8 protein-coding genes and 1 pseudogene are annotated in these 12,561 nt (G+C 74.6%); 4 read left to right on the plus strand and 5 right to left on the minus strand.

The window, feature by feature from the left end:
• On the plus strand, positions 1-851 hold an 851-nt coding region (locus J1M44_RS00005; protein WP_206480316.1), incomplete at its 5' end, for a phosphatase PAP2 family protein.
• 127 nt (positions 852-978) lie between these two features.
• Here the strand turns inward: J1M44_RS00005 and J1M44_RS00010 are convergent.
• The 3 genes and pseudogenes from J1M44_RS00010 to J1M44_RS00020 all read right to left on the minus strand — a co-directional run bounded on the left by J1M44_RS00010 (position 979) and on the right by J1M44_RS00020 (position 4,707).
• Positions 979-2,456 (minus strand): annotated as a pseudogene (locus tag J1M44_RS00010) (dihydrolipoamide acetyltransferase family protein).
• Positions 2,453-3,502 (minus strand): alpha-ketoacid dehydrogenase subunit beta, encoded by a 1,050-nt coding sequence (locus J1M44_RS00015; RefSeq protein WP_049159054.1) that lies wholly within the window; start codon positions 3,500-3,502, stop codon positions 2,453-2,455. The pseudogene J1M44_RS00010 and the gene J1M44_RS00015 overlap by 4 nt, the downstream one beginning before the upstream one ends.
• Positions 3,503-3,504: 2 nt before the next feature.
• Positions 3,505-4,707, minus strand: a complete 1,203-nt coding sequence (locus J1M44_RS00020) for a thiamine pyrophosphate-dependent enzyme (protein ID WP_145032822.1) — start codon at positions 4,705-4,707, stop codon at positions 3,505-3,507.
• 189 nt (positions 4,708-4,896) lie between these two features.
• Here J1M44_RS00020 and J1M44_RS00025 point away from each other — a divergent pair, with 189 nt between their 5' ends.
• Positions 4,897-5,370: an Lrp/AsnC family transcriptional regulator gene (locus J1M44_RS00025; protein WP_036316705.1), complete on the plus strand. Its 474-nt coding sequence runs from the start codon at positions 4,897-4,899 to the stop codon at positions 5,368-5,370.
• A gap of 21 nt (positions 5,371-5,391) precedes the next feature.
• Here the strand turns inward: J1M44_RS00025 and J1M44_RS00030 are convergent, their stop codons facing one another.
• Positions 5,392-6,690: an MFS transporter gene (locus J1M44_RS00030; RefSeq protein WP_206480317.1), complete on the minus strand. Its 1,299-nt coding sequence runs from the start codon at positions 6,688-6,690 to the stop codon at positions 5,392-5,394.
• A 65-nt stretch (positions 6,691-6,755) separates the two neighbouring features.
• Between J1M44_RS00030 and J1M44_RS00035 the strand changes: the two genes are divergently transcribed.
• On the plus strand, positions 6,756-8,246 hold the full coding sequence (locus J1M44_RS00035; RefSeq protein ID WP_206480318.1) for an NCS2 family permease: 1,491 nt from the start codon (positions 6,756-6,758) through the stop codon (positions 8,244-8,246).
• A gap of 102 nt (positions 8,247-8,348) precedes the next feature.
• Positions 8,349-10,595 carry a S9 family peptidase gene (locus tag J1M44_RS00040; protein WP_206480319.1) on the plus strand — a complete coding sequence of 749 codons (2,247 nt, stop codon included), beginning with the start codon at positions 8,349-8,351 and terminating at the stop codon, positions 10,593-10,595.
• Between the two features lie 28 nt (positions 10,596-10,623).
• On the opposite strand, the gene J1M44_RS00045 is transcribed toward J1M44_RS00040, so the two are convergent.
• A complete protein-coding gene (locus J1M44_RS00045; protein WP_206480320.1) occupies positions 10,624-12,522 on the minus strand; it encodes a glycoside hydrolase family 15 protein in 1,899 nt (632 codons plus the stop codon).
• Positions 12,523-12,561 lie beyond the last annotated feature (39 nt).

Below are 12,561 nucleotides of genomic sequence, written 5' to 3' on the forward strand. Positions count from 1 at the left end.
CCGCCCGCGCCCCGCGCCGCCTCCCCTCGTGGACGTGGTGGCTGGCGCTGGCCGCGTGTGTGGCCGGCGTCGTGCTGGTCTACGCCGCCCTGGTGTGGTCCTCCGCCGGCCAGGTGCTCGAGTACCAGGTGTTCCGCGCCGTCGAGGAGCGCTACGCGGACACCGTGCCAGACGTGGCCTCCCAGGTGGTGCGAATCCTGCCGCTCGGGCTGGCGGTCGGCATGGCACTGGCCTCGCTCGGCGCGCTCGCCGTGGCCCGGTGGCGGCGGCGGGGGCTGCTCGCCCTCCTCGTGCTGGCCGGGTCCAACCTCACCACGCAGCTGCTCAAGGCGGCGCTTCCACGGCCCGAACACGCCGACGGGGTCCCGTGGTCCGGCGGCAACTCACTGCCCTCGGGCCACATGACGCTCGCAACGGGCGCCGCTGTGGCCGCGCTGCTGCTCGTGCCCGCCCGGTGGCGACCGCTCACCACCGTCCTCGGCGCCGTGGTCAGCGCCTGCACCGGCGCCGTCGCCTACACGGAGGCCTGGCACCGGCCGTCGGACATGGCCGCCGCGGCCCTCGTGTCCGCCGCCTGGGGGCTGCTCGCCGTGCCGTTCGCCCGGTACGACGGCGCACCGCGGCCCGCACCGCGCGGCGCCCGCGGCGTGGAGGCCACGCTCTGGTCCCTGGGCGTCGCGGGCCTGGCGGCCGGGCTGGTGCTGCTGGCCCTCACCCTCGACACCCCCGCGACCAGCGGCGCCGGCCCCCACCCGGCGGCCGAGCCGGCCGGGATCCTGCTCAGCGCCTCCCCCGCGGTCCTGCTGTGGGGCGCGCTCGGCACGGCCTTCCGCCGCGGCCGCGCGGACTGACCCCCCTCCCCGCACGCTCACCGCCCCCCACCCGACGACGAGCCCTGCGATGTGGCGGCCATCCGCGAGGAATGGCCGCCACATCGCAGGGCTCGTCAGGGGTCGGGGCGGGCCGGGATCGTGCGGATCAGATCCGGGCGAGGGCCGCCGTCGGATCGTGGAGGCAGTCCGCCACGAACGTGAGGAACGCGCTCGCGGTGGCGCCGTCGGTGACGCGGTGGTCGAAGGTCACGGTCATCTCGGTGACCTTGCGGACCACGATCTCCCCATCCACGACCCACGGGCGGTCGATGATCCGGCCGATGCCGAGCATCCCGACCTCGGGCACGTTGATGATCGGCGTGGCGCCGTCCGTGCCCAGCGGGCCGTAGTTGTTCAGCGTGAACGTGCCGCGGGTGAGCTCGGCCGGGGCGGCCCTGCCCGCGCGGGCACGGCTGACGGTGTCGTTGATCGCGGCGGTGAGCTCGTCCGCGGACAGCTTCTCCGCGTGCTCGACGGAGGGCACCATGAGGCCGCGGTCGGTCTGCACGGCCAGGCCGAGGTGGACGCCGTCGACCTCCACGATCTCGTCCTTGCCCTCCGCCCCCGCCTCGATGCGCGCGTTCATCACCGGGTACCGGCGCAGGCCGGCCAGGGTGAAGCGGGCGATCAGGCCGAGCAGCGAGGGCGCGTTCTCCGGGTCCTTCGCCTTGAGCGCGGCCCGCAGCTCGAGCAGGGCGGTGACGTCCACGTCCAGCCACGCCGTGACCTCCGGGACCTCGCGGCGCGAGCGGGAGAGCTGGTCCGCGATCACCTTGCGCACCCCCGAGATCGGGGTGCGTGCGACGACGGCCAGGCCGGTCCGCCCGTCCACGGCGCCCGGCTGCGCGGCGGCCTCGGCTGCCGGGGCGGCGGCGGCCGACGGGGCCGGGGTCGGGGCGGCCTGCGGGGCGAAGCCCTCGGCCGCGGTGAGCACGTCGGCGCGGGTGATCAGGCCGCCCGGGCCCGTGCCGGTCAGCGCGGCCACGTCCACGCCCTTCTCGCGGGCGAGCTTGCGGACGATCGGGGAGGTCACGCGCGGGGCGCCGGCCTGGGCGCCGGGCGGGCGGTGCCGCGGCCGCGCTTGGACGGGCGGCTGCGGGAGGTGGCCTTGTGGCCGGAGGTGCCGTAGCCGATGAGCACGGCGCCGGAGGCCTCGTCGTCGGAGCCGGCGACGTCGCCGTCGCCGCCGCGGGCCTTGTCCGGCTTCGGCTGGACGCCGGCCATCTCCTCCTCGCGGTAGCTCAGCGCGCCGGGGTGGGCGGCCTCGGCCGCGGCCGCACCGGTGGACGGCGGGACGGCCAGGGACTCGGTGCCGGCGACGGGTGCGGAGCCCCCACCGGACTCGCCGGCCGCGCCGATGGTGATCAGCGGGCTGCCGACGTCCATGGTCTCGCCCTCGGCGCCGTGCAGGGTCAGCACGGTGCCGGCGTACGGGCTCGGCACCTCGACGAGGGCCTTGGCGGTCTCGACCTCGACCATGGGCTGGTCGACGGCCACGGTGTCGCCCTCGGCGACGAGCCAGCGGACGATGTCGGCCTCGGTCAGGCCCTCGCCCAGGTCGGGCAGCAGGAAGGTGTTGCTCATGCGCGGGCCTCCTCGGCGTCCAGGTCCCAGTTCAGGTCGTCGATCGCGTCCAGGATGCGATCGATGTTCGGCAGGTGGTGCTCCTCGAGCTTCGGCGCGGGGAACGGGATGTCGAAGCCGGTCACGCGGCCCACGGGCGCCGCCAGCGAGTGGAAGCAGCGCTGCTGGATCCGGGCCACCAGCTCGGAGGCCACGGACGCGAAGCCCTGCGGCTCGGCGACGACGACGGCGCGGCCGGTCTTGGCGACCGAGGCGGTCATCGTGTCCTCGTCCAGCGGGTTCACGGTGCGCAGGTCCACGACCTCCACCGAGAGCCCCTCCTCCGCGGCCGCGTGGGCGGCGGCGAGGCAGGTGGGCACGGAGGGGCCGTAGGAGACGAGGGTGACGTCCGTGCCCTCGCGGACGACGGCGGCGCGCGCCCAGGCCTCGCCGTGCTCCTTCTTGTCCTCGACGCGGGCCCAGCCCTCCTCGAACTCGGCGCGCAGCTGGTCGAGGTCGAGCTCGGCCTTGGTCCAGTACATCTTCTTGGGCTCCATGAAGACCACCGGGTCGTCCAGGCGGATGGCCGAGCGCAGCATCATGTACGCGTCCTTCACCGAGGCCGGGGTGTACACCTTCAGGCCCGGGGTGTGCGCGTAGTAGGACTCGGAGGAGTCGCAATGGTGCTCCACGCCGCCGATGCCGCCGCCGTAGGGGATGCGGATGGTGATCGGCATGGGCGTGGCGCCCTTGGTGCGGTTGCGCATCTTGGCCACGTGCGAGGCGATCTGCTCGAAGGCCGGGTACGCGAACGCGTCGAACTGCATCTCGATCACGGGGCGGGCGCCGCCGAGGGCCATGCCCACGGCCATGCCCGCGATGCCGGACTCGGCCAGCGGGGTGTCGAAGCAGCGCTCCTCGCCGAAGCGCGCGGTCAGCCCGTCCGTGATGCGGAAGACGCCGCCGAGGGTGCCGACGTCCTCGCCGAACACCACCACCATGTCGTCGGCGGCCATCTCGTCGGCCAGCGCCGCGTTGAGCGCGGCGGCGAAGGTCAGGGTCGCCATGCTCAGGCCTCCTGGTTCTCGGAACGGGACAGCTCCTCGGCCAGCTGCGCGCGCTGGGCGGCGAGCTGCGGGGTCTGCACGGAGTAGACGTGGTCGAACAGCTCGAGCGGATCGAGATCCGTCTCGGCGTTCATGGCGTCACGCAGCTGCTGCGCGACGTCCTCGGCGTCGCGGGCGATCTGGGCCGAGACCTCCTCGGTGAGGGCGCCGGTGGACTCGAGATAGGCGGTCATGCGGCGCAGCGGGTCGCGCGCCTCCCACTCCTTCACCTCGGCGTCGTCGCGGTAGCGCGAGGGGTCGTCCGTGTTGGTGTGCGCCTGCATGCGGTAGGTGTCCGCCTCCACGAGGAAGGGGCCCTGGCCCTGCCGGCACAGCTCCACGGCGCGGCCCAGCACGGCCAGCAGGGCGCCGAGGTCGTTGCCGTCCACGCGCTCGCCGGCCAGGCCGTAGCCCACGGCCTTGTGGGCCAGGGACGGGGCGGCCGACTGCTTGGCGAACGGCACGGAGATGGCGAACTTGTTGTTCTGCACGAAGAAGATCACCGGCAGCTTGAACACGGCCGCGAAGTTCAGCGCCTCGTGGAAGTCGCCCTCGGAGGTGCCGCCGTCGCCGACCATGGCCAGGCACACGACCTCCTCGCCGCGCAGGCGGGCGGCCTTGGCCATCCCGACGGCGTGCAGCATCTGGGTGGTCAGGGGCGTGGACTGGATGGAGACGTGGTGCTTCCGGGGGTCGTAGCCCTGATGCCAGGTGCCCTGGTAGGCCACCATCACCTCGAGCGGCGGGACGCCGCGGGCGATCACGGCCACGGTGTCGCGGTAGGTCGGGAACAGCCAGTCGTCCTCGCCCAGGCAGACGGCGGCGGCGACCTCGGAGGCCTCCTGGCCGTGCGAGGACGGATAGACGGCCATGCGGCCCTGGCGCACCAGGGCGTAGGCCTGGTCGTTGACGCGGCGGCCGATGACGAGGTGGCGGTAGGCGGCCAGCAGCTCCTCGTCGGAGGGCAGCGGGTACTCGTGGCCGGGCTCGGTGCCCTGCTCCTCCGGGGCCAGCAGAGTGCCGTCCTCGCCGATCAGCTGGATGCGGCGGGCGGCGGGGAGCAGGTACTCCTCGAGGGAGATGCCGAAGGCGGCGCCGGCGTTCGGGCGGGTCTCGGCCTCGTCGGTCCGGGCGGCCCCGGGCACGGCGGGGGTGGGGTCACTCATGGCGGGTCCTCTCGATCTGTGGCCTTCAGTGTGCCCAAGAGGGTCAATGTGTCGCTCGCCCGCCCGGGATCACGAGACGATCGGGTGCAAACCAGGCACTCCATCAGACGAACTGCTATGGTGACTCGTGCCACGTAGACGGTCCGCCGCCGCGTGGCCGACCCCGTCCGCCCCGCCCCAGGAGGAGCCATGGCCGCCGAGCCGCTGGACCGCGTGGACCGCGCGATCGTCCGCGAACTGACGCAGGACGGGCGGATGTCCGTCGCCGCCCTGGCCGAGCGCGTGCACATCTCCCGCGCGCACTGCTACTCGCGCCTGAACCGCCTGCAGGACGCGGGCGTGATCACAGGCTTCACCGTGCGGGTCGACCCCGTCAAGGTCGGCTTCGGGGCCTCCGCCCACGTGACCATGAAGCTGCGTCAGCACGACTGGCGCGAGCTGCGCGCCACGCTCCTGGCCATCCCCGAGGTCTCCCACGTCTCCCTCGTGGGCGGGAACATGGACGTGATCCTGCTGGTCCGCGCGCGGGACACCGCCGACCTGCGCCGCGTGATCTTCGACGAACTGCAGACCCTGCCGAGCGTCGTCGACACGCAGACCTACATGGTCTTCGACGACCAGGCCTCCGGGCAGACCATCCCCCCGGACGAGACCGCCGACTGAGCCGACGGCCCGGCGCCCCGGTCAGCGGGAGCGCACGACGACGGCCGGCGGGTCCGCCACGGCCCCCGGCCCGCGCGGCAGCACCGCGGCGAACACGACCGCTCCGACACCGCAGACGACCGCGAGGGAGCCGACGCCGACGGCCAGCCCGGCCGCGGCGGTCACCCCGGACAGCAGCAGCGGCCCGGCCAGCATCCCCGCGTCGGACATCGAGCGCCACAGGCCGAGGAACTGGGCGCGCGCGTTCGGCGGCGAGTGGTCCGCCCCGAGGGTCATCACGATCCCCGCGCCGAAGCCGTTGCCGATGCCCAGCAGCACCGCCGCCGCCGCGAACGCCGTCGGCTCCCGGGTGAAGCTGATCGCCAGGAACCCCGCCCCCAGCAGGGTCAGGCACGGCACCGCCACGGCGCGCCGGCCGAAGCGGTCCATGAGCCGACCCGAGGGGTAGAAGAGCAGCAGGTCCGCCGCGCCGGCCAGGCCGAAGACGAGCGACGCCGTCGCCGCGTCCAGGCCCAGGTGCGTGGCCCACAGCGGGATGACCGCGTTGCGCGCCGCGCGGGCGGCGGAGACGGCCACGACACCGAAGCCGGCCGTGAGCAACGCCCCCCGCCGGGCGCGCGCCACGTCCAGCAGCCGGGGTCGACCGGCCGGGCCGGGCTCCTCCCCCGCCGCCGAACCGGACGCCGGCACCGGCAGATCCCGGATCCGCAGACACAGCAGGGCGCCGACGGCCATGGCCGCGGCGGCCGCGGCGAACGCGCCGTCCAGCCCGAGCGGGGCCTGCGCGGCGGCCCCCAGGAACGGGCCCAGGAACGTCCCGATCCGCACGGTCCCGCCGAGCGTGGACATCGCGCGGGCCCGGTGCGTGGCCGGCACCGCCACCGCCAGGTACGCCTGCCGGGCCAGATTGAACCCGGCCCCGGCCATGCCCACGGCGAGCACCGCGGCCAGGAACAGCGCCAGCCGCCCCGGCTCGGCCACCCCCGCCGCCGACGGCCCGGAGGACACCCCGGCCGTCGTCGCCCAGGCCAGGCCCGCGCCGGCCGTGCCGAGCACGGCGGAGACGACCATGGTGACCCGCTCCCCCGCCCGGGCCGCGAGCGCCGAGGCCGGCCCGTTGGCCACGAGCGAGCCGAGCCCCACCAGCAGCACCACGGCGGCCGCCCGCGCCGCGTCCAGGCCGAGGGCCAGCGCCGCCACCGCGAGCGCGGGCGTCATGGCGCCCAGGCCGACGGCGTAGACGGTGGAGGGGGCGTAGATCTGCACGGCGTCGCGCAGCGCCTCCCGGGTGCGGACGGCGGAGGCGGAGCGGGGACGCATGCCCGCGAGCGTAGCGGGACGGCACGCGCGCCATCGTCGTGGGACCGGGTCACTACGCTGGTGCCATGGCCTCCCGCACCGCCTCTCCACCGCCCTCGCCCGCCCCGTCCACCGCCGCTCCCCGCGGCGCCCTGGACCGGTACTTCCGCATCACCGAGCGCGGCTCGTCGGTGGGCCAGGAGTTCCGCGGCGGCCTCGCCACGTTCCTGGCGATGAGCTACATCGTGGTGCTGAACCCGCTGATCCTGTCCGGGCCCGACTCGGCCGGGAACACCCTGGGCATCCCCGCGGTGGCCGCCGTCACCGCGCTCGTGGCGGGCGTCATGACCATCGTCATGGGCGTGTGGGCGCGGCACCCGTTCGCGGTGGCCGCGGGCCTGGGCGTCTCCGCGTTCGTCTCCATCACCATCGCCACGACGCCGGGGCTCACCTGGCCCCAGCTGATGGGCCTCGTCACCCTCGCCGGCCTCGTGATGCTGCTGCTCGTGGTCACCGGCTTCCGCCGCGCCGTGTTCGACGCGGTCCCGGAGGCGCTGAAGTCCGGCATCGTGGTGGGCATCGGCCTGTTCATCGCGCTGATCGGCCTCGTCAACGCCGGGTTCGTGCGGCGGCTGCCGGACGCCGCCGACACCACGGTCCCCGTGGGCCTGGGCACGGGCGGCGAGCTCGAGGGCTGGCCCGTGCTGGTCTTCGTCGTCGGGCTGCTGCTGACCGCGGTCCTCGTGATCCGCAAGGTGCGCGGCGCCATCCTGATCGGCATCGTCGCGGCGACGATCCTCGCCAACGTGCTGGAGGCCGTGTTCCACATCGGCCCCTCCGTGGACGCCGACGGGAACGCCGTGCCCACCGGCTGGTCCCTGATCGCCCCCTCCCTGCCCGAGTGGACCGCCCCGGACCTGCACCTGCTCGGCAGCGTGGACCTGTTCGGCGCCTTCACCTCCGTGGGCGGGCTGATGGCCTCCCTGCTCGTGTTCGCGATCCTGCTCTCCGTGTTCTTCGACGCGATGGGCGTCTCCGTGGGCCTGGCCCGCGAGGCCGGCACCGTGAACCCGGACGGCTCCATCCCCGACCTGAACCGGGTGCTCGCCGCGGACGCGCTCGCGGTCGCCGTGGGCGGCGGCGCCTCCGGCTCGGCGCACCAGATCTTCGTGGAGTCCGGCACCGGCATCGGCGAGGGCGCCCGGACCGGCCTGGCCTCCGTGTTCACCGGCCTGTTCTTCCTCGCGGCCGTGTTCCTCTCCCCGCTCATCCACCTCGTGCCGTTCGAGGCCGTGGCCCCCGCGCTCGTGGTGGTCGGGTTCATGATGTGCCAGCACGTGGTGCAGATCGACTGGTCCGACCCGGGCGCGGCCTTCCCGGCATTCCTCACGTTCATCCTCATGCCGTTCACCTACTCGATCGTCAACGGCATCGGCGCCGGCGTGGTGGCCTACGCGGTGATCCGCACGGGCCAGGGCCGCGGCCGCGAGGTGCACCCGCTGCTGTGGTTCGTGGCGCTCGCGTTCGTCGCGTACTTCGGGCTCGGCGTGGTCCGGGCATCGCTCGGCCTGAACTGACCCGCCACCCCCGACGGCGGCGCACCGGGCCGGTGCGCCGCCGTCGTCGTGTGCGGCGCGGGGTGTCGGCCCCGCCCCGCGCGGCGTGATGGGATGGGCCGCATGCCCCAGACCACGTCGCACGCCCCCGTCCCGCCGTCCGTCTCCGCCGAGCCCGTGACCCGCCGCCACCACGGCCACACGTTCCAGGACGACTTCGAGTGGCTGCGCGGCAAGGCGGAGCCCCGCGTGCTCGAGCACCTGGCCGCCGAGAACGCGTACACCGAGGCCGTGACCGCGGACCAGGCGCCGCTGCGCGAGGCGATCGTCGGCGAGATCAAGGCCCGCACGGTGGAGACGGACCGCTCCGTGCCCGCCCGCCGGGACGGGTGGTGGTACTTCGTGCGCACCCGCGAGGGCGCCGAGTACCCGATCCACTGCCGCGTGCCCGCACGCGACACCGGCGACCTCGAGGCCGACTGGACCCCGCCCGTCATCACCCCGGACGCCGCCCTGCCGGGCGAGCAGGTGATCCTGGACGGCAACGCCGAGGCCGAGGGGCACCCGTTCTTCGCGCTCGGCGGCCTGCACATCAGCCCGGACGCCACCCGGGTGGCCTACGCCGTGGACCACACCGGCGACGAGCGCTTCACCCTGCGCGTGCGCGAGATCGCCACGGGCGAGGACCTGCCGGACGCGGTCGAGAACGTGGCCCACGGCGTCCGCTTCGACCGCTCGGGCACCCGCGTGTTCTACACCGTGTGGGACGACTCGTGGCGGCCGTACCAGGTCAAGGCCCACGTGCTCGGCACCGACCCGGCCGAGGACGTGCTCCTGCACGAGGAGGCCGATCCGGGCATGTGGACCGGCTTCGAGGGCGTCGCCGACCGCACCCAGCTGCTGATCGGCGTCGGCAACTCGGAGGTCTCCGAGACCCTCGTGGTCGACCTGCCGGAGGACCCTGCCACGCCCCTGCCCGCCCCGCGTGTGCTGATCCCCCGCGCGTGGCGGATGCTCGCCGACGTCGAGCCCGTCACCGACGCCGACGGCGTCCGTCGGCTGCTCGTGGTCCACGACCGCGCCCTGGACGACGACGGCGCCCCCGTCTCCGCGCCCAACGGGATGCTCTCGGTGGTCGCCGAGACCGACGTCGCCGACCGGGGCGCCTGGCGCACCGTCGTGCCGCACCGCGAGGACGTGAAGGTCGACGGCGTCATGGTCACCCTGACCCACGCCGCCCTGGCCGTGCGCCGGGAGACCACCCCGCGCGTCGTCGTCGCCGGGCTGGACGCCGTGCTGGCCGGGCAGGCCGCGCACTGGCGCGAGCCCGGGTTCGACGAGGAGCTCTACGCGTGCCACCTGTCCGCGACGGCGGCCGAGTCCCCGTTCCTGCGGCTGGCCTACACGTCCTGGATCACGCCCGCACGCGTGCTGGACGTCTCGGCGGCGACCGGCGAGGTGCACCTGCGCCGCGAGACGGAGGTGCCCGGCTACGACCCGGACGACTACGTGGCCGAGCGCGTGTGGGCGCCGGCGTCCGAGCCGTCGTCGGTGACCGGGGAGGACGTGCGGATCCCCGTCACCGTGATCCGGCGCCGCGACGTGGCCGCGGACGGGACGGCCCCGTGCGTGGTGTACGGCTACGGCTCCTACGAGATGTCCATGGACCCCGTGCTCGGTGTGGCCCGGCTGTCCCTGCTGGACCGGGGCGTGGTGTTCGCGGTCGCGCACGTGCGCGGCGGCGGCGAACTGGGCCGGCGCTGGTACGAGGACGGCAAGAAGCTGGCCAAGCGGCACTCCTTCACGGACTTCGTGGACGCCACCCGGCACCTCGTGGACCTCGGCTGGGCGGACCCGGCGCGCGTGGCCTGCATGGGCGGCTCGGCCGGCGGCCTGCTCATGGGCGCGGTGCTGAACCTCGCGCCGGAGCTGTACCGGGCGTGCCTGGCGGTGGTGCCGTTCGTGGACGCGCTCACCACCATCCTCGACCCGGAGCTGCCGCTGTCCGCGCTCGAGTGGGAGGAGTGGGGCAACCCGATCGAGGACGCGGCCGTGTATGAGGCCATGCGCGCCTACACCCCGTATGAGAACGTGCGGGCGGTGGACTACCCGGCGATCGCGGCCGTGACGAGCCTGAACGACACCCGCGTGCACTACGTGGAGCCGGCCAAGTGGGTGGCCCAGCTGCGGCGGACGGTGACGAGCGACCAGGCCACGCCCCTGGCCGAGGGCGGCGCCCCGATCCTGCTGCGCACCGAGATGGACGGCGGCCACGGCGGCGCGTCCGGCCGGTACCAGGGCTGGGAGGACACCGCGTGGGAGTACGCGTTCCTGCTGACGGCGCTGGGGGCGACCCGCCGCGTGGTGTGACGGGGGTGGGACGTCCGTCCAGAACCGGTCAGTCTCCGGCCTCCCCGGCCCCGCCGGCCGCGCGGACCTGGGCCAGCGCGTCGGCAGCGCGCAGGAGCGCCAGGTGGCTGAACGCCTGGGGGAAGTTGCCCGCCATGCGGTCCTGGCCGTCGTCGTACTCCTCGGCCATGAGGTCGAGGTCGTTCGCGCACGCGTCGAGCCGCTCCATGAGGGCGTCGGCGTCGTCCAGGCGGCCGGTGCGCGCGTACTGCTCCACGAGCCAGAAGGCGCACGCGAGGAACGGCGCCTCCTCACCGGGCAACCCGTCGGAGCCGTCCGGGCGGTAGCGCAGCACCAGGCCGGTGTCCGTGACGAGCTCCTCCTCGATCCGCCGTACGGTGGCGAGCATGCGCGGGTCGTCCGGGGGCAGGAACCCGGTGTGGGGGATCTGGAGGAGGGAGGCGTCCACCGCGTCCGAGCCGTAGGTCTGGGTGAAGTGGCCGTCCGCGTGCACGCCGCGGGTGAGGATCTCCTCCCGCAGCTCGTCCCGGTGGCGCTCCCATGCCGCGGTCTCCGCCTCCGTGGCGGGCACGCCGTGGGTGGCCACGGCGTGCAGCGCACGGTCCAGTGCGGCCCACATCTTGACGCGGCCGTGCGTGAAGAAGGCAGGCTCCCCGCGCATCTCCCACAGCCCGTGGTCCGGGTCCTCCCGATGCGCGACGACGCGCTCCACGAGCCGCTTCTGCAGCGGCCAGGACCACTCGTCCTCCGGGACGCCGGCGTCCCGGAGGGCGCACAGCGCCATCATCACGGTGCCGATGACGTCCGCCTGCCACTGGTCCGCGGCGCCGTTGCCCACGACCACGGGCCGGGAGTCCGCGTGGCCGGGGAGGTGCTCGAGCTCGCGCTCGGGCATGTGCCGCTCCCCCGAGAGCGTGTACATGACCTGCACCTCGTGGGGCTCCCCCGCGATGGCGCGCAGCAGCCAGTCGCGCCAGGCCGTCGCCCCCTCCACGTGCCCGTGCGCGAGCAGGGCCTCCAGGGCGAGCGCGGTGTCCCGCAGCCACACATAGCGGTAGTCCCAGTTCCGGACCCCGCCGATGTCCTCCGGCAGGCTCATGGTCGGGGCCGCCACGATGCCGCCCGTGGCCCGGTGCGTGAGCCCCTTGAGCACGAGGAGGGATCGCTGGACCCGATCGGCGAGCGGGTCGTCCGCCTGCGGGGCCTCCCGGGTCGACTCCTCCAGCCAGCCGCGCCAGCTGCGCACGGTGGCCTCCAGCACGTCCCCCGCGCGGGGCGCGGAGGGGGCCATGCCCCACGCCGGGTACCAGGTCAGGCACCACTGGGCAGACTCCCCGGCGACCAGCTCCGTCGTGCCCTCGTGATGCCCGTCCACCGGCTCCAGGTCCGGCCCGTGCACCGCGAGCGCGTCCCCGCCGGCGACGACGGCCAGGAACGACTCCCCGTCTGCGTCCTCCTGACGCGAGACCCACGGCTCGACCTCGCCGTAGTCGAGGCGGGCGAACACGGACTGCCTCACGCGCACGCGTCCCGCGAGGCAGCGGACCAGCCGCATGACGTCGGCCCGCGGCGCCGCCTCGGACGCCCCGGTCCCGTCGGGGCCGCCGTCGTTCCCCAGGGTGTCCCCCATGCCGTCCGCGTCCAGGAGCGGCATGAAGTCCAGCACCTCGGCCTCCCCAGACGGCGAACGCCAGAGGGTGCGCAGCACGAGGGTGCCCGGCAGGTAGGCGCGCTCCGCGACCTCGCCGTCCTCGATCCCCAGGCTCCACTCGCCGTGCTCCCGCATGCCGAGGAGAGAGGTGAACACCGAGGCCGAGTCGAAGCGGGGCAGGCACAGCCACGTGATCGCCCCCTCCCGGGACACCAGTGCCCCGCTGAGCTGGCGGGACAGGAAGGCGTGGTCGTCGATGCGGGGCTGGGCGCTCATGCAGGGCAGTCCATCACCCCGGGGGAGGCGGGGCCAGTC

This window comes from Micrococcus sp. KRD128, from assembly GCF_017168395.1.
GTDB classification, from domain to species: Bacteria; Actinomycetota; Actinomycetes; order Actinomycetales; family Micrococcaceae; genus Micrococcus; species Micrococcus luteus.

Excerpts from the sequence above, each read along its gene's own strand:
- J1M44_RS00015 (WP_049159054.1), bottom strand. The coding sequence starts at position 3,502 with ATGGCGACCCTGACCTTCGCCGCCGCGCTCAACGCGGCGCTGGCCGAC.
- J1M44_RS00020 (WP_145032822.1), bottom strand. The coding sequence starts at position 4,707 with ATGAGTGACCCCACCCCCGCCGTGCCCGGGGCCGCCCGGACCGACGAG.
- J1M44_RS00025 (WP_036316705.1), top strand. The coding sequence starts at position 4,897 with ATGGCCGCCGAGCCGCTGGACCGCGTGGACCGCGCGATCGTCCGCGAA.
- J1M44_RS00030 (WP_206480317.1), bottom strand. The coding sequence starts at position 6,690 with ATGCGTCCCCGCTCCGCCTCCGCCGTCCGCACCCGGGAGGCGCTGCGC.
- J1M44_RS00035 (WP_206480318.1), top strand. The coding sequence starts at position 6,756 with ATGGCCTCCCGCACCGCCTCTCCACCGCCCTCGCCCGCCCCGTCCACC.
- J1M44_RS00040 (WP_206480319.1), top strand. The coding sequence starts at position 8,349 with ATGCCCCAGACCACGTCGCACGCCCCCGTCCCGCCGTCCGTCTCCGCC.
- J1M44_RS00045 (WP_206480320.1), bottom strand. The coding sequence starts at position 12,522 with ATGAGCGCCCAGCCCCGCATCGACGACCACGCCTTCCTGTCCCGCCAG.